Origin of the sequence: Pseudomonas savastanoi (genome assembly GCF_020917325.1) — a bacterium.
Taxonomy (GTDB): domain Bacteria; phylum Pseudomonadota; class Gammaproteobacteria; order Pseudomonadales; family Pseudomonadaceae; genus Aquipseudomonas; species Aquipseudomonas amygdali.
This window is the reverse complement of record NZ_CP076652.1, coordinates 1847427-1870298: the sequence shown is the minus strand read 5'-3', so window position 1 is coordinate 1870298 and position 22872 is coordinate 1847427. Positions and strand designations below refer to the sequence as shown.

Sequence of the window (22872 nt, the reverse complement as noted above, 5' to 3'; positions counted from 1 at the left end):
CGCTCAGCCCTCCCCCACTGGCAGGTCTGCGTTGATCATCTCGGCAATCACTTGCGCCCACGGCGCTGCGACAATGCCGTAATGATCAGTGTCCAGAGGCTGCCAGCTCAGCAGGTGCGGCAACAGGTCTTGCCAGGCACGCTGCAGGTCTGTCATCTGCCAGGCGCTGCCCATGCCATATGGATTGGGACGCGTGGCAATGAACAATCGCGCTCTGGTATCAAGCAGTTGCGCGGGCCGATGATCAGCCATGCTCGCCATATTGTTCTGGCAGCAGACAATCAGGCTTTGCAGGTAACGTGACGCGTCTTCGCTGGTCGTGCTGGCTGCAGTGTTGGGGGGTCGCCGTGCGGAAAACTCGCGCTGGAAGACCTGCTGAATATGCTCTTCATCGATCCGCGCCAGCTCGGTGCCGGCATCCGGCGCAGGCGGATCGATCAGGTACAGCAACGGCTGCTCGCAATCGTCCGCCAGCAGGCTGCACATCGCCTGCGTTACCCACGCGCCGAACGACCAGCCGGCCAGCCGCCATGCTGTGCCGTCGGGTTGATGGGCCTGCAACGCGTCGAGATACAGCTGCGCCCGCTCGGCCAGACTGATGTTCGGCAGCTCGGCCAGGCGCAAGGCCGGGTCGGCGATTACCCACACACCCAGATCAGGGTGCAGCGCCGAGGCCAGCTCGCGATACGCCTGAACATCGCCACCCACCGGATGGATCAGGTACAGGCGCTCACGGCCAGCCCCCGCATGCCATTGGTCAATCCTCACCGCGTCGGCCCACTGGTCTTCGACCGTAACCGCACCGCCCTGCGTCGACTGCACTAGCGCCAGCACCTCGCGCAGGCTGACCTTGTGGCTGAACTGTGACAACTGGAATACCACACCCGTCGCGGCCTGCAATTCGTCGATCAGGTCCAGCAAGGTCAGGGAATCAGCGCCCAGCTCGTACAGCGAGTCATCCGGATCCAGAGCGCTTACGCCAAGCCATTTGCACAGACAGCCATGCAGGCGCTCTGGCAGACCGGTTTCTGCCGCAACGGCTGGCGCAGCGTCGATCAGCGTCAAGCCAGTACCGCTATGACGAGCCGGGTAAAACTGGCGTGCGGTGTTCAGATCGGTCGTCGAAATCAACAATTGCGGCAGTTGTGCAGTCATGGCGGCGTCGAATACCCGGCAGCCCTCTTGCGCCGACATGCCGACCGCCAGGTGCCGCTGATGCGCTTCATCGCCGACGCCGCTGGCAGCGGCCATCCCGGCTTCACTCCAGATGTCCCAATTGATACCCAGGCGCACGCAGCCATTTTCGGCATTCGGGCGGTAATGGGCGAAGCCGTCGAGCACCGCGCTGGCGGCGGCATAATCCAGATGTCCAGCGCCGCCAAACAGCGCCGACATTGATGAGCAGTACAGCACAAACCCTGGCGTCATCTGTTCGATCAACGCTTCGACCGCCAGCATGCCGCGGGTCTTGCTCGCCATCGCTTCAGACAGCAGGTGAGCATCGCGCTGACGGATCAGGCTGCCCGCTCCGGTCCCGGCAGCATGGATCACTCCATCAAAGCGTCCATAACGCTCGCGCAGTTGCTCAAGCACCTTGGGCCAGCGTGCCAAATCGGCGATATCCGCCTGAACGCTATCGATACGCGCGGCATAATCGCGCAGCTCCTGCGAACACTCCCCACGGCGTGACAGCAGTACCACCCGCCGCTGGCTTGATTGCAGCAAGTGCTCACACAACGTACGGCCGATGCCACCTGCGCCGCCGAGTATCAGAAACGTGCCATTTACCGGCAGCAGATTCGAAACGACCGTTGGCAACGCGAGCGAGCCGGGCTGCAACTGTGGCTGCCACAGATAACCGTCACGAATGGCCATGCGTCGTGGCAGCGACGTCGGCTCGGCGAGCAGCGTCGCCAGTTGCCGGGCCTGGGTGCCCCATTGCGCAGTGGGCAGATCCAGCCAGTGACAACGTATCGGGTACTCCTGCGGGGCCACTTCGGTGATGCCGGCCAGCGCCGCCAGTTCCGGACGCATGACCTGGCCGTTCACCGGGCACGCTTGCCAGGACAGCAGCCAGAGCCGCAGGGCGGTCTTCTGTGCGTTCTGACCCCAAGCCTGCAACAACGCGCTGAGCGTGTCCAGACACGCCCATTGCGCGGCGGCCAGGCTTTGCTCGTTGACCACCCCGCCAACCGACAGTGGCAAGGCATGCAGCCAGTCGAGTTCAGTCGCCGCCTGCCCACTCTGATCAAGTTCGGCGATCAGTCGGCTAAACGCCAGCGGGTCCAGTGGATCGAGCTCATAACGGTTCGGGCCAAGCTGCTGATAGCCATTACCGGCCTGCACCTCGATGACGTGCCGATAAACGCCCTGCAGGCTGCCAAGCAGTGCGGCATCTATGCGCTCGTGACTGCACACCACCAGCCTGTCGCGACGCTCGCCAATCGGCTGTGTGCCCAGACGACGCACCCGCTGCCACTGACGCTGATAAAACCAGTCCGCCATCGGCTGGCGCTCAGCTGTTTGCGGCGGCTGCGGCTCGACAGCGGCGGATGGCTTGAAGCGGAAGGTCTGCAGGTCGAACGCCGAGGGCGGCAAGTTCCACGGTGGCGGTGCCGAACGCGTCGCCACCTCGATACTGGCTCCCGCATACCAGGTTTCCAGCAACGCCTGCGGCGAGTGTTCACTGGCCTTCAAACGCACGTCCGAGACCGTCACCCGTTTGATCGAAGAAGGTTGCAAGCGCAGCGTTTGACCCGGCTGGCAGATCACCGCAAAGCGCCAGGGTAACGCGCGCCGCCCGTTTTGCAGGTAACGCAGCAGCGCGGTCTGTTGTTCGGGAAAGGTATTTAGCCAAGCGTCGATTGCCGCGACGTCCCGCTCCAGCGCTGTACGGCTGTGCGCCGACAGCAGCAGGCACGGCGGGCATTCCTCGACGCTGTCTGCCTGCGATGGCGGCGCGCCGATAATCACATGCGCGTTGGTGCCGCCGATACCAAAACTGCTTACCCCGGCCAGCCGTCGACGGCCCTCGGGCCATGGCCGTGAGGCGGTGGGTATGTAGAACGGAGAGTGCTGCAGGTCGATTTGCGGGTTGATCCGGGCGAAGCCCAGATTGGGCGGGATCACCCCATGAAACACCGCAAGCGTCGCACGAATCAGCCCGACCACACCCGCCGCCGCGCCCAGATGGCCGACCTGGCTTTTCACTGACGCCAAAGCGCAACTGGCAGCGGGCGTTGCGCCGAACGCCTTGCTCAGTGCGGCCACTTCAACCGGGTCGCCCAGCAACGTGCCTGTGCCGTGGGCCTCGATGTAGCCCATGTCAGCCCCTGTGACACCCGCCTTGCGCAGGGCCTCGCTGATCACCGCGCTCTGCCCCGCTACCGACGGCGCGGTGTAGCTCATCTTGGCCTGGCCATCGTTGTTCAGCGCAGAGGACTCGACCAGCGCATAGATCCGGTCGCCATCGGCCTCGGCGCGGGCCAGCGGTTTGAGCACCACCACCCCGTAGCCGCTGGCCCCGATGGTCCCGCTGGCGTCATCACTGAACGGACGGCACAGCCCGTCACGAGAGAAAATGTGTTGCGGGCGATAGCGGTAGCCATCGGTCAGGGTCGGGTCGACAAGCACCCCGGCGGCCAGCATTACATCACTGTCGCCCTGGCGCAGCATCGCCGCCGCAAGGTGCACGGCGATCAGCGAACTGCCGCACGCAGCCTGAACACTCAGCGCCGGGCCGCCGAGGTCCAGGTGGTACGCCGCCTTGGTGGCCAGAAAGTCCTTGTCGTGGTGCAACGCCATCTGAAAGCCGTCCGGCAGATCACCCTCGGCGGTTTCGCGCAGCATCTGCTGGAAATAAGTGGTTTCGCCGCAACTGGCGATCAGGCCAATGCGTGGGCCGTCGGCTGTGGGCGTGATTGCAGCATGTTGCAGCGCCTGCACACAGCCCATCAACAGGTGCCGCTGTTGCGGGTCCATCAGCCGTGCTTCCTGAAGGCTGATGCCGAAGTATTCCGGGTCGAAATCCAGCATCCCCGCCAATTGACTACGCGCGCCGACCAATCCATCGGCGGCGTCGAACAGCTCGATGCCCAACTGGTTTCCCTGGACCATTGCCCAGAACTCGGCAAGGTTGCCCGCCCCCGCCACATTCACCGACATGCCGATGATTGCCATCGGCTGCTCGCCAGCATCGGAGCCTTGCGCACGCGCCACTGAAACCAATGGCGAGGCCGAAAGATGCTGCGCCAGACGGCGCACGGTGACATGTTCGAACAGCGCTGCCATCGCCACCGGTTGTGCCAGTTGCTCATTGAAACGGGCATGCAGGCGCATCAGGCCGAGGCTGGTGGCACCGGCCTCGAAGAAGGTCTGATCAAGCTCGATATCACGGCCGATGACCGCCACGAACAATTCGCTCAGTTGCTGTTCAAGCGCGCTCAGCGGCACTTGCGCAAGTGCACTGCGACGCCGTGGCAGTGCCTCGCCCAGTGAACTCAACGCCTTTCGGTCGATCTTGCCGCTGGGCGTACGCGGCCAGGCATCGACACAGCGGTATTCGTCGATACGCACATGCGCAGGCAAGTGCAGCGTGACCTGGCGATCCAGCTGCTGTACGTCAGGCGGCGTGCCTTCGACCTGCAACCAGGCCACCAGACGCGGCGGCTCGCCGTGCACGGCCACCACCGCATTGCTTACCTGAGCGTCCTGCATCAGTGCGGCTTCGATCTGCCCCAGTTCAAGACGCTGGCCACTGACCTTGACCTGTTGGTCGTCACGGCCAAGGTAGTGCAGGCAGGCATCGGCATCAGCCCGGGCGAGGTCGCCGGTGCGATAGAACAGCATGTTGCCCTCGGGCTGCGGTAACTCGACAAACCGCGCGGCATTCAGCACCGGGTCGGCCAGGTAGCAGCGCGAAATCATCGGCCCCGCCACCAGCAGATAACCCCGGCTGCCACTTGGTACTGGCTGGTCGTGTTCGTCCACCAGCAGCAGCCGCGCGTTGTTCACCGCCAGCCCGATGGGCGCTCGCAGTGGCCAGTCCTGCACCGCCGCTGGCAAACGCCAGGCGCTGACTACGTGGGTTTCGGTCGGCCCGTAATGATTGAACAGACGCGCCTGCGGCATGCCACCAAACCAGCTGCGCAGTGCATCGGTGCAGAGCAGTTGCTCGCCGGCCGTGATCACCTCACGCAGTGCCTGCGGGTAAACGCCTTGGCTGACCGCCGTCTGCGCCAAGTGCTGCAAGGCCACGCACGGCAGGAACAGCCGCTCGATGCGCGCCTGCTGCAGATAGCTCAACAATGCCTGGGCATCCTGCCGCCAGCGTGGGTTGATCAGGTGGTAGCAGCCACCGCCGCAAAGCGTGCTGAAAATCTCCTGAAACGACACATCGAACGACAGCATGGAAAATTGCAGGGTTACCGATCTGGCTGGCAAATGACCTTGGTTACGCTGCCAGTGCAACAGGTTGCAAAGGGTTCGGTCCGGCACCTGAACGCCTTTCGGCGTACCCGTCGAGCCGGACGTGAACAGCGTGTACAAAGGTCGCTCGCCCGCATGATGGCGACGTTCGAATGACCGTGGCGCGGCGCTCAGGTCGACCCGATGACGGGCCACCCGACCAGCATTCAATTCATCCAGTGCCGCCTCGGTGACAGTGCTGTACAGCAGGCAACACGGCTGTGCTTGCTGCATGACTTGACGCTGCACCGCCAGCGGATAACCAGGGTCCAGCGGCACGGCCGTCAGGTTGAGTCTGGCCAGCGCCAGCAAGGCCACGATGTGCTCGACCGACGCTTCGAGGTACAGCACCACTTGCAGCGGTGCGTCATACCCTTCCGGTAATGGGCATCGCTCAACCAGAGTCGCCGCCAGGGTGTCGGCCAGCGCATCCAGTTCGGCATAGCTGATACGCAGCTGATCCGCGACCAGTGCCGGGGCATCCGGTGTGCAATTGACTTGATGTTCGAACCAGTCGGCCAGGGTGCCGAACGGCGCCGCATCGCTGCCACCCTGACTGGCGGGCGGCAGGCTGAAGCGGTACGGCGTGAGCAGATCGTCAAGGATGGCCGCGGGTTTTTCCAGGAGCAGATCAAGGCCCTGTTGAAACACCTGGTTGACGGCGTTCATTTGCGCGGCGTCGAAATAGCTGCACTGGTATTCCCACCAGCATTCCAGTTGCGAACCGGCATCGACCACTGACAAGGTCAGCGGGCATTTGGCCTGCACGGTCTCGGTGAGGTCGAACGTCGCTCGCAAGCTGGTACGAGCGAGTCTGGCGTAGTCGGTGTTTTCCAGCACGAACATGAAATCGAACAACGCACTGCTCGACGACAGCCGCAGGTCTTCGACCAGATCAGCCAGGGCGACGTCCTGCAAGGCCAGCACCTCGCGCACTGTGCCAGTCTGGCGGTGCATCTGCTGGTCGAGCGTCATGCTGTTGTCGAGCACCGTCGGGATCAGCACGGTGTTGGCAAACATGCCGATTGCGTCTTCGAACTCGGTCAATGGACGGTTGGAGACCGGGCTGGCGATTCGCGGTCGTTCGCAGCCGGTCAGCGCGTACACGCTCCAGGCATAAACGCTGAACAACACTTCATAGCGGGTGACGCGTTGCTGGCTGCAAAACCGATCCAGTGCGGCACTGCGCATGGCACCCAGCGGCTGGCGGTACAGCCGTGCCTGCGGACCTGGTTCGCGAACCGTCACCAGCGGTGGAGAACATGCTGGCTGCTGGCGATGCAACCGGGCCAAGGCACGGCGCTGGTCGCGATAGTGCGGGTCGACACGCCATTGCCGTTGCCAGAGCGCAAATTCCAGCGTGCCCAGCCCAGGCAAAGGCTCCGCATTTGCCCGCCCGTGCAGCGCATCGTCGTACAGTTGCACCAGATCATCGAACAACAGGTTCATCGACCAGCCATCGATCACAATGTGGTGCAGGTTCATCAACAAGCGACAACTGCCATCGGCAAACGGCAACACCCAGGCCTGGCACAGGGCTGATGTCTCCAGATCGAAGGGGGTATCGAACACCAGCGTCGCGAAGCTACGCCAGGTCTGTTCGCTGAGCGCCCCCACAGCAAAGGTGCGGCACAGCACGTCGCGCTCGCAAACCTCCTGATAAAGCCCGTCAGCCCCGGACACGAAGGCCGTGCGTAACCCGCTGTGTCGGGCCAGCAGGCGCTGCACGGCTTCAGCCAGCGCGGGCAATTGAATGCCTGCCGCAAGGTGCAGAATGAGCGGCACGTTGTAGGCCGTGGCTTGCGGCGTGCGTTGCTGCATCAGCCACAAGCGGCTTTGCTCGGCAGTGGCTGGCGCACACCCGACCCTGTTGACGGGTGGCGCGGGTGGATAGGCAGACGCAGCGCCCTGTTCATCGCTCAGGCGTTCGGCCAGTGCTGCGAACGATTCGCCCAGCACCGCGCCCAGCATAATTTCGCGTCGCCAGTGCGTACGGATTGCAGAGCGCAGGCGCATGGCCTTGAGAGAGTCGCCACCACTGCCCAGCCAGTCATCCTGGCCGTTGAGGTCGGGCTGTGCCAACAGCCTGCGGGCCTGGGTCAACAGCCAGTCCAGTGCGGGCGAGTGCTGATCGTCAGGCAGTGGGCAGGCTTGCGGTCGCCAGGGTTTCAAAGGCCGGGCCAGCAGCGCACGCTGATCGATCTTGCCATTGGCAGTCAGCGGCAGACGCTCAAGCAGAAACAGCTGATGCGGGCGCATCCATGCCGCCAGGTGTTCGCGCAGGTGCTGGTCCAACTCGCGATAGTCCAGCCCTTCGCGTGGCACGATGAACGCCAGCAACTGATGGTCTTCGGCCGCTTGCCTGCGGGCACAGACATGCACCTGCGCTACCCGCGGGTGGTCCAGAATGCGTTGTTCGACCTCGCCCGGCTCGATACGAAAACCGCGCACCTTCACCTGGCGGTCAATGCGGCCCAGGTACTCGATCAGCCCATCTGCATTGACCCGCACCTGATCGCCGGTTCGGTAATGCAGCACGTCCCCGGCCTCGATTGTCGGCAGGCGCAGGAAATGCTGCGCGGTCTCTGCGGGACGGTGGCGGTAACCCCGTGCCACCCCGCTGCCACTCAGGTAAAGCTCGCCCGCCTCGCCGATAGCAACCGGCCGCTGTTCCGGGTTCAGCACACGCACGCCTGTATCCGATAAAGGCCGGCCAATTGGTACCGTATCACCGGCAAAGTCACGAGCAATGGGATGGCACAGCGCAAAGGTGGTGCATTCAGTGGGTCCGTAGGCGTTGAAAATCCGGCAGCGGCTGTCGGGATTGGCTTGATACCAGGCGCGCACCGCAGCGGCGCTGACTTGCTCGCCGCCGATCAGTAGCTGGCGCAGGCTGGCAAAACAGCCGGGGTCATCCGCACTCAGCGTGTTGAACAGCGAAACGGTCATGAACAGGTTATCGACCTGTTGTGTTTCCAGCACTGTGGCCAGCCGCCGTGCGTCCTGCAGGTCTGCGTCGGCAATGATGACGCAGCAACCGCCATTGAGCAGCGGTGCCCACAGTTCGAAGTTACAGGCGTCAAACGCCGGGTTGGACAGGCAGGCGAAACGGTCGCCTGCACGAATCTCGATGTAGCTGTCGGCCCGGGCCAGACGCAACAGGCCGCGCTCGCCCACTTCCACTGCCTTGGGTGTGCCGGTGGTGCCCGAGGTGTAGAACAGAAAGCTCAGCTCGGCGAAGTCATCAGGCACAGGCTGCGGCGGCTGATCAGGGTAATCCAGCAGCGCCTCGACGCTGATGTGCCAGCCACGCAGCGTCGAAACGGCATCAGAATCTTGACCCAGGGTAACCAGCCCGACACACCCGCCATCTTCCAGCATCAATTCCCGACGCCGTAGCGGGCTGGCACGATCCAGTGGCACCACGACGGCCCCCACCTTCAGGGCCGCCATGATTGTCGCCACCCACTGCCAGCCACGCGGCATACACAGGGCAAGCGGATCACCGCGGCCTGCGCCTTGTGCCAGCAACCCCTTGGCGATGCGCTCGCTGGCGCTGGCCAGTTGCGCGTAAGTCAGACGTACGTGCTGATCGATCACCGCCAGTGCCTCGGGATCGCGTCGCACCTGCTCGGCAAAGCGCGACAGCAGAGTCCCGGGATGCCGGGCCATACCCTCCTTGTGGCTGCTCATCATTGCGCCTCCTGCGTGTCGAAACGTTGCAATTCCTGCCTGAGCGTCTGCGAGACCCGATGCACCTCGGCACTTTCCAGCATGTCCCAGTGCCCGCCGTGCACCAGCCTGGCCATATAGCCGTTGCCCGCGCGGCGACGCCAGAAGCTGCGCAACTCGTGCAACTGCGCGCGGCTGAAGCCTTCACGGGCCTGAATCAACACGACGCGCCCGGCGTGCGGCTCGCATTCGTAAGCGGCCATGGCCAGACGGTTGTGGTTGTAGAGGTGGAAATAACGCTCGACCTGCGCGTCTTCGATGCCGGGGTACATGCCGTTGAAGCGCACCAGCTTGTCGCGAAATTCAGCCATGTCGACGGTACCGATCTGTTGCCGAAAGCCTGGGTCATCCGAGCCCTGGGTATCGAGCAGCACCACCGTGACCTGACGATTGCCAGCAGCCGTCAGGCGCCGGGCCATTTCGTAAGCCACCAGACCGCCAAACGACAGCCCGGTGAGTATCAGCGGTTGTGACGTCAATGGCGCGATGCGCCGCAGATAGGCGTCGGCCATCGCTTCGACGCTCGGCTCGGTGCTCTCTCCAGGGTTCAGCCCCGGCGATTGCACGCCGTACACACCGATAGCGTCCGGCAGTTCCTTGGCCAGCGACAGGTAGCAGAACGCCGTGCCGCCCGCCGGGTGAATGCACACCACGTTGCGTTGCCCGGCACCGCGGCGGAATTCGATGAGGTTGCCCTGCGCCGAAGTCAGACTGGCCCCGGTCCGCAGCCAACCGCCCAACGCCTCAATGGTCGGATGGCCGATGATCACACGCACAGGCACTTCGACGGCGAACGCTCGGCCAATTTCGTAGGCCATCTTGATCGCCGCAATCGAGGTGCCGCCGACGTTGAAGAAGTTGTCGCGAATGCCAATCTGCGGCACCAGCAGCAGGTCTTTCCAGATCTGATACAGCGCCAGCTCGATATGGTCCCTGGGGCTGCCGAGGTTGACCTGCCGTTCGGCCAGGTCCTGATCGGCCAGTGTCGCGAGAGCCACACGGTCGACCTTGCCATTGACCGTCAACGGCAAGGCGTCCAGCCACAGATAAGCGCTGGGCATGACGGCGCTGGACAGGGTCGTCGCCAAGTGAGCCCGCAGCGCGGACTCGTCCACTGCGCCGTCGGCGACACAGCACGCCACCAGACGCTGATTCTGCGCGGTATCGCCAACGATCAGCGCCACACTGCTGCGGATGCCGGGAAACAGGTCGAGCCGCGCTTCGATTTCACTCAACTCCAGGCGGATACCGCGCAGCTTGATCTGAAAGTCGTTGCGGCCGAGAAACTCCAGCTGACCGTCCGGGCGATAGCGCGCCAGATCACCACTGCGGTAAAGCCGGTCGCCAGCAACAAACGGGTTGTCGATAAACCGCTCGGCAGTGAGTTCGGCCAATCCCATATAGCCCCGCGCAACACCGACGCCGCCAATGTGCAACTGACCGCTAACACCGGCTGGAACTGGCGCATTGCGCTCGTCGAGCACATAAAAACGGGTGTTGGCGATAGGTCGGCCGATGGGCAGTTGGCGCGGCGGAACCTCTGCGCCAGGCTGCAGCGTCCAGACACTGCTGATCACTGTGGTTTCGGTCGGGCCATAGACATTGTGCAAGCGGGCATGCGGCAGACGCTTCTGAAACAGTCTGGCCACTGCGGGCGACAGCTCCCCGCCGCCACTGAACACATCCTTCAGGGAGTGACAGGCGCTGACCTCTTCGACCTCCAGAAACAGTTGCAACATGGCCGGCACGAACACCATCGCGGTGACGCTTTGTTCGCGTACCACCTGCGCTAGGTAACCGGGCTCGAAATGCCCGCCGGGACGGGCGATGACCAGCCTGCCCCCGGTAAGCAATGGCCAGAAGATCTCCCAGGCCGAAGCGTCGAAACCGAATGGAATCTTGTGCAGCATGCTCCCGCGTTCGCCGCAGAACTGCTGACACCAGAGCAGCAGGTTGCTCAGCCCGCGATGCGTGACCATCGCCCCCTTGGGCAGCCCCGTGGTGCCGGAGGTGTACAGCACGTACGCCAGATGGTCGGCGTTGACCCTGACACGCTGCGGGTCTGGATTGTCTGGCGAGCATTGAGCCCAGAGCACGGCATCAGCCTGCACATCGAGGATCGGCACCTCGCAGTCTGCACCTTGCAGGGCCTCGCGGAGAATCTTGCGCGTCGGCCCGAGAGCAAGCAACACCACCGGGCAAGTGTCGTCGAGAATATGACGCAGGCGCCCTGACGGATAATCCGGGTCCAGCGGCACATAGGCGCCCCCGGCCTTGAGCACCGCCAGCAAGGCCACCGGCAGTTCCAGCGAACGTTCGATACACACCGCCACGCGCACGTCCGGGCCGACGCCGAGGGTGAGCAAGTGATGCGCCAGGCGGTTGGCCTGACTGTTGAGCTGGCTGTAACTCAGTGACTGACCTTCGAAAATGACCGCGCACTCATCTTCGCGACGCGCTACCTGAGCTTCGATCAGGCGATGCACGCAATCGACGGGCTGCGTCAGCGCTGCCGGGCTGTTCCAGCCGTGCAGAATCTGTTCACGTTCGGCGTCAGTGATCAGCGTCAGTGCGCCAACCGGCTGTTTCGGGTCCAGCGCAACCTGCTCCAGCAGGTGTCGATAATGCCCACTCAGGCGCTCGATGCTGGCCTGGTCAAACAGATCAGTGTTGTATTCCACCAACAGGTTCAGCGCACCGTCGCGCTCGACCCATTCGAAGGCCAGATCAAACTTGGCCGTGGCACTGCCGGTGCCATATGGCGTCATGCTCAGCCCCGGCATCTGCACAGCGGTACCCGGGGTGTTCTGTAGCACCATCATCACCTGAAACAACGGCGAATAACCGGTATCACGCTGTGGGTTGACGGCCTCGACCACCCGGTCGAAAGGCACATCCTGATGGGCGTGGACATCCAGCAGCGTGGCACGTACCTCGCGCAACAGTTCAGCAAAGGTCTGCTGCGCATCGAGACGCTGGCGAATCACCTGGGTGTTGACGAAATGGCCGATCAGAGGCTCGATTTCAGGACGGCTGCGGTTGGCAAACGGCGTACCGATGCACAGGTCCCGCTGACCGCTGTGGCGCCACAGCAGCACGGAAAGCGCGCCGATCAACACGTTGAACAGCGTGCCCTGGGTTTGTCTGGCCAGTGCATTAAGACCGCGCAAGGTGCTGCCATCGACTGTCGAGCTGAAGGTCGCCCCAGCGTAACGCTGCACGGTCGGGCGTGGTCGGTCGGCAGGCATGTCGAGCAGCGGCGGCGCGTCGGCCAGCGTGCGCTGCCAGAAAGCCAGTTGCCCCGCCAGCGCCTCGCCGCTCAGACGCTGTTGCTGCCAGCAGGCGTAGTCGGCGTACTGCACCGCCAGCGGTGCCAGACTGGACGCCTGACCGCGCAAAAAATCTCCATACAAGGTGGTCACTTCATGAAGGATCACACCCATCGACCAGCCATCGGCGATGATGTGGTGCACGCTGTACAGCCACAGATACTCGTCATCGGCCAGCCGCAGCAGCGAAGCCCGCAACAGCGGGCCGCTGACCAGGTCGAATGGCGCTTTGGCCTCCCGATCGACAGCCAGTCCGACCTGCACTTCACGCGCCTCTGGCAACAGGTCACGCAGGTCGACCTTCGGCATCGCCAGCGCCATCACCGGGTGCACGATCTGCCGTGGCTCGCCGTCCACACTGGCAAACGTGGTGCGCAGCATTTCGTGACGCATGATCAGTTCGTTCAGCGCCTTTTCCAGCACCGGCACATCCAGCGTGCCCTTCAGCAAGATCGCAGTGGGAACGTTATAGAACGCATTGCCCGGTTCCATCTGGTCGAGAAACCACAGCTGGCGTTGCGAAAAGGACAGCGGCAGCGCCGTTAGCCCGACAGCACGACGGGGGATCGCCGCCGGGTCGGTGCCGCTCAGCAAAGCGATCAGCTCTGCCTTGTGTTGCTTGAGTGCCTGCAACATCTCGTCATTGAGAAACCCGCGCGGAGCCTTGCAACGCAGTTTTTCGCCGTCCACTTCAAGCACCACGGCATGACGACCGAACAACTCCAGCAATTGATAGGCATTCATATCTCTATCTCCTCCATGTCGCTGGCGTCGTCCGTTTGATCCGCAGCAGAAGCGAACGCCTCGATCTGCGTGCGGCGATGTTCATCAGCAGTACGCAGGCCGCCCACCATCGAGTAGATCAACTGATGATTCGGTCCCAGGTCGAACAACGCCGACAATTGCTGCTCTTCGAGCGAGCCCATGCCGCACAGGCCAAGGCCCTGCTCCACCGCAGTCATGGTCAGCAATTGCGCCATGCCTCCGGCTTCGATATGGCAGAAGTCGCGACTGCGCTCGCCATACAGAGGCCGGATTGCGGCCATGTCGGCGATAAAGAACAGCGAGAACGCAGCGTTTTCGAACACCGGACGATTGACGAAGTAGTCGTAGGTGTCCGGGTCCAGCACATCACTGTCGAGCCTCAGCAGGCGGTGCTGAACCGGGTCGTAGTAATAGGCACCCGCTGCGACACCGGTTACCCGCTGCGGCTTGACGTACAGGTAGCTCTGGATCGGGTACAGACCGCCTGCGGACGGAAACTGGTATTTGACCTCTCCATCCAGTTGCCCCTGCGCCAGGCTGGCCAGCAAGCCGGCGAACGCCTCGGTCGGGATCGGCTGGGTAGCGAACTGGCGTACCGAGCGGTAATCGCTGAAGCGCCGCGCCAACGCAGGGTCATCCAGGCGCGCAAAGTCCAGCGTCGCAACCTGCGCGTTGAAGGATCGACGCCCGCGCTGTTCGGCCTTGAAACGCGTGCGCTGCTGCGGATCTTCAATCACCTGCTCGGGCGCAGCTGCACGTTGCCGGACGCTGTCGACCACGCTGCCATCGGCCAGAGTCTGGCGGTACATGCCGAGCAGATTGAGCAGGGTCGGCTGCGCCAGCAGTTGCGCAACGTTGGGGCGGAACTGCAGCTCGCCAGACAGCGCATTGCTGATCCTGACAATGTCGATCGAGGTTGCGCCCAGGTTCAGCAGATTGGCGTCGGCAGCAATCGAAGGACGCTTGAGCACGCCCTGCACAATCGTCACCAGTTGTTGCTCCTGCGGCCCTTCGACTTCAAGCGCGGGACCTGACGCCTGAGCCTGAGTCGGCTCCGGCAGGCGTTTCTTATCGACCTTGCCGTTGGCCGACAGCGGCCATTCCTGCACGAAGGTAAACGAGCTCGGCACCATGTAGGCGGGCAACTTGTCTGCCAGGTACTGGGCAAAATCATTGGCCTGCAACGAGGCATCGGCCTTGAGTACGTAGCCCGCAAGCCGCTTCTCGCCCAGCGCCTCTCCCAACACCCGAACCACGGCGCTTTGCACGCCGGGATGGCGATTGAGCGCAGCTTCGATCTCGCCCAGCTCGATGCGGTGCCCCTGGACTTTGACCTGGGTGTCTTCGCGACCGAGAAACTCGATATTGCCATCGGGCAACCAACGGCCCAGATCGCCAGTGCGATACAGACGCTCGCCGGTCAGCGGGTGAGCGAAGAAGCTCCCGGCACTCAGGGTTTCATCGCGCCAATAGCCCTTGGCCAGACCGATACCGCCGATATACAACTGACCGGCCACCCACGTCGGGCGAACCTGCAACGCATCATCCAGCACATAGAAGCGCTGGTGATCCATTGCCTTGCCGTAGGGAATGCTGCGCCAGTGGGGATCGACCTGTTGCAACGGATACAGGATCGACCAGATGGACGCCTCGGTTGCCCCGCCCAGGCTGATCAGTTGCAAGGTCGGCTGCAACGCCCAGGCGCGTTCGGGCAGCGTCAGGGGAATCCAGTCGCCCGACAGCATCGCCACCCGCAGGCTCGACGGCAATGCACTGCGCTCGCCTTCGGCATACTCCAGCAACATGCCGAACAAGGCTGGCACCGAGTTCCACAGGCTGACCCGATGCCGCTCGATCAGCGCCAGCCAGTGCGCCGGGTCGAGCGCCTGTTGCGGCTCGAGCAACACCACCGCAGCGCCCGCGGCCAGTGTGCCGAAGAAGTCATAGACCGACAGGTCAAAACTCAGCGAAGAAATCGCCAGCACCCGGTCCGTGGCACCGACGGCAAAGCGCCGGTTGATGTCGAGCAACGTGTTGACCGCACCGCGATGATCGATGACCACGCCTTTGGGCATGCCGGTCGAGCCCGAGGTGTAGATCACATAGGCCAGGTCGTCTGGCGTGAGGTCTATAGCGTGCAATTCAGGCTGATCGGGAATGGCATCGCCGGAAATGACCGGGTCGGTCACGCTGATGACCTTGATCTGCTCGGGCCATTCGATGCGTTGCAGCAGTGCGGGCTGAGTCAGGGCCAGACTCGCTTCGGCACGCTGCAAAATGTGCTCCAGACGCTCTGTCGGCAACGCCGGGTCGAGCGGCAGGTAGGCACCGCCTGCGTACTGGATCGCCAGCGTCGCGACGACCTGCTCCCAGCCACGCTCCATGACCACCGCAACCAGCCTGTTGGGCACCACGCCCATACGCTGAAGCCGCGCCGCCAGCTGCCGCGCTTCGGCTCGCAGCTGTCGATAACTCAACTGGCGCTGCGTGCCGATCACTGCCAGTGCGTCCGGGGCAGCAAGCGCCTGACGGTCGAACAATTCGTGCATCAGCGCCGAGTCGACAGGAGCGGCATCCGGCACAGGCAAGCGTGCCAGCGGTATCAGCTGCGCGGTGTTGGCGCTCCAGGCATCCGGCGCCAGCAGACGGTCCAGCAGCGCGTTGTAGGCGACGAACATCTGCTCGATCATGCCCGCCGGAAATAATTCGTCGATGCTGTCCCAGTTGAACAGCAGGCACCCTTCCAGCTCCAGCAACGTGTGGTCCAGCCACACCTGCGGGGTCTGGGTGATGCTGTGCATGTGCTCGGCGTTCAGGGCGTCGGCCAGATTGAATTCGGCCAGTTCCGGTGCGGCCTCCGACAGCGTGCTGTTGAAGACAACCGGCATGGCGGTCTGCTGCACACCACGGGCCTGGGACAGCTCGCGCAGTACCCGGACCCCGCTGACCACTGAATGGTCGATGTCTTGCCACAGCCTGGCCTGCACGGCACGCGCCTTGTCAGTAAAGCTCGCTGCCGCTTCAAGGCTGACTTCGAGCAAGATCAGCGAGGTGAAGTCGCCGATAATGTCATCGACATCCGCGTGCAAGGGCATGCGGTTGAACAGCGGCAGGCTCAAGGTGAAGCGCGGCTGCCGACTCCATAGCGCCAGCACTTCACTGAACGCGGTCAGCAGCATCACCGACGGCGTCACGGCAAATTGTCGGGCCAGCTCCTTGAGCCGCGACCACTGCTGCACCGACAGTTCGCGGTCGCGGCGGGTAAAGTGCGGCTGGCTGATGCTTTCCGGCTGACACACCAGCGGCAGGTCCGGTGCGGGCGCCAGCGTAGCGACCTTCTCGCGCCAATAGCCCAGCGCCTGTTCGTAGCGGCGGTCACTGCGCAAGCGCTGTTCGGCCAGCACGTAGTCGCGAAAGGTCAAACCCGGCTCAGGCAGTTGCAACTGCGGGTCGGCATAAAATGCCATCAGTTCGCGAGCCAGAATCTGCGTGCTCGCTGCGTCGACGATCAGGGCATCAAGGCTGATGTGCAGATGGCTGATGCCGTCATCGAGCAACGACAGACTGAACTCGAACAATGGCCAGCGACTGGCGTCCAGCACCTGATGGGACTGACGTTCGCGGGTCTCTTGCAGGGCCTGCTGCGCAGCGGCGACGGGCAAGCCGCGCAGATCACTGCGTGGCATCCGATACGTTGGCACGCTCTCCAGAACCTGCTGCGTACCGTCGCTGCGAAAAACCACGCGCAGCATGTCATGACGCTGGATCATGCGGTTCAGCGCCTGCTCGAAACGTGGCACGTCGAGGCCGGGAATGCGCAGTTCTTCGTAGCCGTGGGCACTGACACCGCCGAGGCTGACCGAAGACTCGCGGCCAAACCAGTACGCTTGCTGGATATCGGTCAGTGGAAATGGCGCGTAACGTGCGCCGCGATCAGCTTCAATCGGGGTAAACGGCGTTTCAACCGAATGGCCTTCGCCACGCCCGAGCCGTACCTGCTCTGCCAGATCAACCAACACCGGCGTCTTGAACAGGCTGCTCAGGGACAACTGCGCGGCCATGCGCTGGTTGATCATGTAGACCATCCGCGTGGCCAGCAGCGAATGCCCGCCCAGATCGAAAAAGTTGTCGTGGAGGCCGACCTGCGCGCATTTGAGCACCTCGGCCCATATTTGCGCCATCTGCCGCTCGGTCTCATCACGCGGGGCCACGTAAGTGCTCGCGCTGTGGCGCTCTGGCGCAGGCAGGGCTGGACGGTCAAGCTTGCCGTTACGGGTCAGTGGCAGTTGCGCCAGGGAAACCCAGGCGGTCGGGATCATGTGTTCCGGCAGGTGGCGCTGCAGCCCGGCGCGCAGGGTTTCAGCGCTTGCCGAGCCCACCACGTAAGCCACCAGACGCTTGTCGCCCGGCACGTCTTCGCGCAGCAGCACGACCGCTTCCTGCACGCCCGGCTGCTGTTGCAGAAGGCTGTCGATCTCGCCAAGTTCGACGCGAAAGCCGCGCAGCTTGACCTGCTGGTCGATCCGCCCCAGATACTGCACGTTGCCGTCGGCGTGAAACCGCGCCAGGTCACCGCTGCGGTACATGCGCGCGCCGGGCTGCGGATCGAACGGGTCCGGCAGGAAGCGTTCGGCGCTCAGCGCCGAACGATTCAGGTAGCCACGGGCCAGACAGGTGCCCGCGATGTACAACTCCCCGGCCACGCCAACCGGCACCGGGTTCAAGTCGCCGTCCAGCACGTACAGACGCGCATTGGCGATGGGCCGGCCAATCGGTGGCGCGTCCGGCCACTGTCCGGCTTCGGCACAGTTCAGGCTGAACTGGCTGACCACATGGGTTTCGGTCGGGCCGTACTGATTGTGCAACTGCGCGCCACCAAGGCCGCAAACAAAGGCACGCAGTTCGTCATTGATCAGCAACGCCTCGCCGGCCGTGACGATTTCACAGCCATCCGCCGGACGCGCGGCATCGGCCTCGCTGAGACCGGCCAGTTGCTGGAGCACGGCAAAGGGTAGAAACGCCCGTTGTACGCCTTCGGCCACCAGCATCGGGCGCAGTGAAGCGAGGTCCTTGCGAGCAGTTTCGCTCATCAGCACCAGACTGCCGCCCTGACACAAGGTGCTGCAGATTTCCTGAAAGGACACGTCGAAGTTCAACGAGGCGAATTGCAACACCCGTTGCGACACGGGCGCCTGTTCCAGTTGCCAGGCGATCAGATTGTCCAGCGCCGCACGACTGTGCGCCACGCCCTTGGGCCGCCCGGTCGAGCCGGAGGTGTAGAGCACGTAAGCCAGATTGCCGGGGCTGACGGGCACGTGCGGATTGGAAGCGGAGCACTGCGCCCACTGCTGCGCATCCACGTCCAGGCAGCAGATCGACAGCGTGTCGCGCAGCGACGGCAGGTCTGCGCGCAGGGAGGCCTGAGTCAGCAGCAGGGTCGGTGCGGCGTCACCGAACATGAACGCCAGCCGCTCGGCCGGGTACGCGGGATCGAACGGCACGTAAGCGGCACCGGCCTTGAGAATGGCCAGCAAACCGATAACCATCTGCGGCGAGCGCTCCAGACACAAACCCACACGTTGCTCGGGCTTTACACCTTGCTGGATCAGGTAATGTGCCAGCCGGTTGGCAGACTGATTCAGCTCGGCATAGGTCAACGCTTGCTCGTCGGCAAGCAACGCCACGGCATTGGGCACGCGCTGCACGATAGCCTCGAAGCGCGTTACACAATCGGGCTGCCGCGAGGTGTCGCGTTCAGTGCGGTTCCAGTCATGCACAATCTGGCGATGCTGCTCGGCGTTCAGCAGGGCGACCGTCGCAAGGGGCTGTTCGCTGTCCTCGACCATCTGCGTCAGGATGCGGCGCAGGTACTCGCCCATCTGCACCACGGTCTCGGGCTCATACAGGCCCGAAGCATATTCCAGACCGCCGACTATCTGCCCGTCACGCTCGCTGAGCGCCAGTTGCAGGTCGAATTTGGCCACTGGCTGACTGCTTTGCAGCACGCTGACGTCAAGCCCGGACAACGTCAGGTCCGAATCCTGATGCTGCTCCCAGGCAAACAGCACCTGAAAGACCGGGCTGTAAGCCAGACTGCGCGGCGGGTTGAGCACTTCCACCACCTGATCGAACGGCAGGTCCTGATGTTCCTGAGCTGCAAGCGCGACGTGGCGCGCCTGTTGCAGCCAGCTTGCCACTGTCGGGCTGGCGGAGCGGGTCATGCGCAAGGCCAGGGTGTTGACGAAGAAACCGATCAAGCCCTCCAGCTCTTGCTGGCTGCGGTTCGCCGAAGGCACACCGATAACCACATCGTCCTGCCCCGACAGGCGCATCAGCAGCAGCGACCAGGCCGCCAGCAGGTTCATAAACAGCGTGGTGCCTTGTTGCGTTGCCAACGCGCGCAGCCGTGCGGTCAGCGCACGGTCAATCATCAGCGGCACGAAGCCGCCACGGTAATTCTGGATCGCTGGACGTTTGTGATCGGTAGGCAACTCCAACAGTACCGGCGCACCGCTCAACGTTTCACGCCAGTAACGTCGCTGCGCTTCCAGCGCTTCGCCAGACAGCCACTGGCGTTGCCAGACTGCGTAATCCACATACTGGATCGGCAGGGGCGGCAATGGGTCGGCATGTTTATGAAGTGCCGCTTCGTACAACAACCCCAGCTCACGTGTCAGCACGCCCATCGACCAACCATCCGAAATGATGTGGTGCTGGGTCAGCAGGAGCACGTGATCGTCTTCGGCCAGCTTCACCAGGCTGACGCGCATCAGCGGCCCGACCGCCAGGTCGAACGGCCTGCTGCCCTCCTCGTCCATCAGCCCAAGCAGGCGCGCCTGTGCATCGTGCTCGCCATGCAGATCGATAATCGGCAAGGCAGCAATCGTTCCGGTCGCAGCAACCCGCTGCCGCCCCTCACCCTCGACGACGATGAACGTGGTACGCAACGCCTCATGGCGGGCCACCAGCCGGTTGAAACTGCTTTGCAGCGCAGCCACCTGCAACGGCCCGCGCAGGCGCAGATTCAACGGCATGTGATAGGCCGCGTTGCCACCTTCCATCTGCGCCAGAAACCACAGACGCTGTTGGGCAGACGACAACGCGTGTGCGCCGCAACGCTCTATGGCTGTGATGGGCGGACGAGCGCTGCCCGAAGCGCTGCTCAGTTGCTCAGCAAACTGCTGCAGCACAGGGGCGGCAAACAGCGCAGCCGGCGACACGTCCAGACGCAATGTCTGCCGAACCTTGGCCAGCACGCGCATCACCAGCAGCGAGTGGCCGCCAAGCGCAAAAAAGTGATCCTGACGACCGACCCGCTCCACGCCCAGCACCTCGGCCCAGATCGCCGCGAGGATCGTTTCCAGCGGGCCCTGAGCCGCCTCGAACGCGTGTTGATCGAACGCATCGGCACCCGGTTCCGGCAATGCGCTACGGTCCAGCTTGCCGTTGGCGGTCAGCGGCAGCGCTTCCATGCGCACGAACGCTGCGGGGATCATGTAGTCCGGCAGGCTGAGTTGCAGGTGCTGGCGAAGGCTTTTCGGCGTCAGCCCTGCGCCAGCCTGTTCGCGAAAGTAGGCGACCAGCCTGGACACACCGACGCTGTCCTCACGCAGCACCACCAGGTTGTCACGCACGCCGGTAACTTCGGCCAGACGCGCCTCGATTTCACCCAGCTCCAGACGCAGACCACGCAGCTTGGCCTGCGAGTCATTACGCCCGAGAAATTCCAGGTTGCCGTCTGCGCGATAACGCGCCAGGTCGCCGGTGCGGTACAAGCGCTCACCGGCCACGAACGGGCTGTCGACAAAGCGTTCAAGGGTCAATTGCGGCAAGTTCAGATAGCCGCGTGCGACACCTGCGCCGCCGATATACAGCTCCCCCGTAACACCTGGAGCAACCTGTTCGCCAAACGCATCGAGCAGGTAAATCCGCGTATCGGCCAACGCCCGCCCGATGGGCAGCACCGCATCAACGTGGCTGTTGCTATCGAACTCAAAACAGGTGCTGTCGATGCTTGCTTCAGTGACCCCGTAGGCCTGAACAATCTGCACGCGCTCGCCACACAGCCTGCGCAGTTGCCGCGCGCTATGGGCAGTCCAGATGTCCGACCCGCAGACCACCGTGCTCATGAACGACAGGTCGTGCCCCGTCTCCTGCGCCCAGACCAGCAACGGGTTGAGCACCGCAGGCACGAAGTCCGCAAAATCGATGCGCGCCTCGCTCAACAAGCGATACAGCGCGGGCGGGTCCATCAGCGTGTCGCGCGGGCACAGAACAAGCGTGCCGCCAAAGCCCAGTGCGCGAATCAGATCGGCGCTGAACACATCGAAGGAAAACCCGGCCATTTGCAGGTGATTGAGGGGTTTGTGCAGTGCGTATAGCCGCTCCCATGCAGCGCTCACCGCCATCAGCCCGCGATGCTCGACCATCACGCCCTTGGGTGTGCCGGTCGAGCCCGAGGTGTAGATCACATAAGCCAGATGACGCGACGTGAGCCCGACCGCATGCGGGTCCGGATTGTCTACCGGTTGCGCTGCCCACAGCCGGGTATCGGCCAGATCAAGCAGCGGCGCTGATGCCGCACCACCCTCAAGCGCTGCCAACAACGCCGGACGCGCAGCTGCATGGCTTAGTAGCACGCGCGGTGCACTGTCCGCCAGCATGTGTGCCAGACGCGCTTTTGGGTAAGCGGGGTCGAGCGGTACATAAGCGCCGCCCGCCTTGAGTATCGCAAGCACGCCGACCAGCATGTCCAGCGAGCGCTCCAGGCACACACCGACGCGCACATCCGGTCCGACGCCGAGGCTGCGCAGGTAATGGGCCAGACGGTTGGCCTGGATATTGAGCGTCGCGTAGTCAAGCGCGCCCTGTTCGAAGCGCGCGGCTATGGCGTCGGGATTGCGCCGCACCTGAGCCTCGAACAGGCCGTGTACACACCGGTTTTCGGCAAAGGGTTGCTCTGTATCGGGATGAGCGAAGCCCGTCCCGCGCGAGGAAGATTTGTCGACCATCAGGAACCACCGTCCGTGAGCAGATTATTTTTATGAACGGACAGAGGCACAGAGCGTCCCGCCCGTCAGGCACGGCATAGGAAATGCCGGATGTACCTCGAGACTCAGGGAGAAGGTGCGGCGCGTGCTCTTGCGCTCACGTCATGACCAGACATGGAAGCGCTTGGGGGGATTGCAGAGAAATGACGGGCGAACGCGGCAAGGCGCGACTCGCATACAGAGAGGGGGGTGGCTGGCTCGTTGACGAGACTGATCGCTCTGCCCTTGAAACTGACGTTTGCATACCGCGTGACCAATTGAAACCTCATCTTCCGTTTGAGGGTCAACGACGGGGAACGGCCTGCGCCGGGTGTCAGCGCCAGGGTGGACCCGATCGGCTGCGACTGCGGGGTTGTAGACCCGTGGCAATCATTGACGCTGGGTTTTTGGCCCTGAGCGCCCCGGATAATAACCATGATTTTTGGCAGCGAGGCAAACAAAAAGTTACAAACCCCCAAAGTGTCCGTCAAACGGCACTGCTGCGCGAATCCGACATCTGTTTAAAACCCAGCGTGCGGTTAAGACTTTTC

At 63.3% G+C, this 22872-nt stretch carries 3 protein-coding genes; all 3 read right to left on the bottom strand.

The genetic code is table 11. The features are described 5' to 3' along the window. Window positions 1-3 precede the first annotated feature (3 nt). Genes KP808_RS08205 through KP808_RS08195 form a run of 3 tightly spaced genes read right to left on the bottom strand, consistent with a single transcriptional unit; the run spans window position 4 to window position 22303 of the window. Window positions 4-9159, bottom strand: a complete 9156-nt coding sequence (locus KP808_RS08205; RefSeq protein WP_230018830.1) for a non-ribosomal peptide synthetase — start codon at window positions 9157-9159, stop codon at window positions 4-6. Then, the gene (locus KP808_RS08200; RefSeq protein WP_230018047.1) at window positions 9159-13271 is read right to left on the bottom strand and encodes a non-ribosomal peptide synthetase; all 4113 of its coding nucleotides are present in this window, start codon (window positions 13269-13271) and stop codon (window positions 9159-9161) included. Before KP808_RS08200 ends, KP808_RS08205 begins: the two co-directional genes overlap by 1 nt. Then, on the bottom strand, window positions 13268-22303 hold the full coding sequence (locus tag KP808_RS08195) for a non-ribosomal peptide synthetase (protein ID WP_230018045.1): 9036 nt from the start codon (window positions 22301-22303) through the stop codon (window positions 13268-13270). Before KP808_RS08195 ends, KP808_RS08200 begins: the two co-directional genes overlap by 4 nt. Window positions 22304-22872 lie beyond the last annotated feature (569 nt).

Bases quoted from the DNA above. Each gene is read 5' to 3' on its own strand.
- KP808_RS08205 (WP_230018830.1), bottom strand. From the start codon at position 9,159: ATGAGCAGCCACAAGGAGGGTATGGCCCGGCATCCCGGGACTCTGCTG.
- KP808_RS08200 (WP_230018047.1), bottom strand. From the start codon at position 13,271: ATGAATGCCTATCAATTGCTGGAGTTGTTCGGTCGTCATGCCGTGGTG.
- KP808_RS08195 (WP_230018045.1), bottom strand. From the start codon at position 22,303: ATGGTCGACAAATCTTCCTCGCGCGGGACGGGCTTCGCTCATCCCGAT.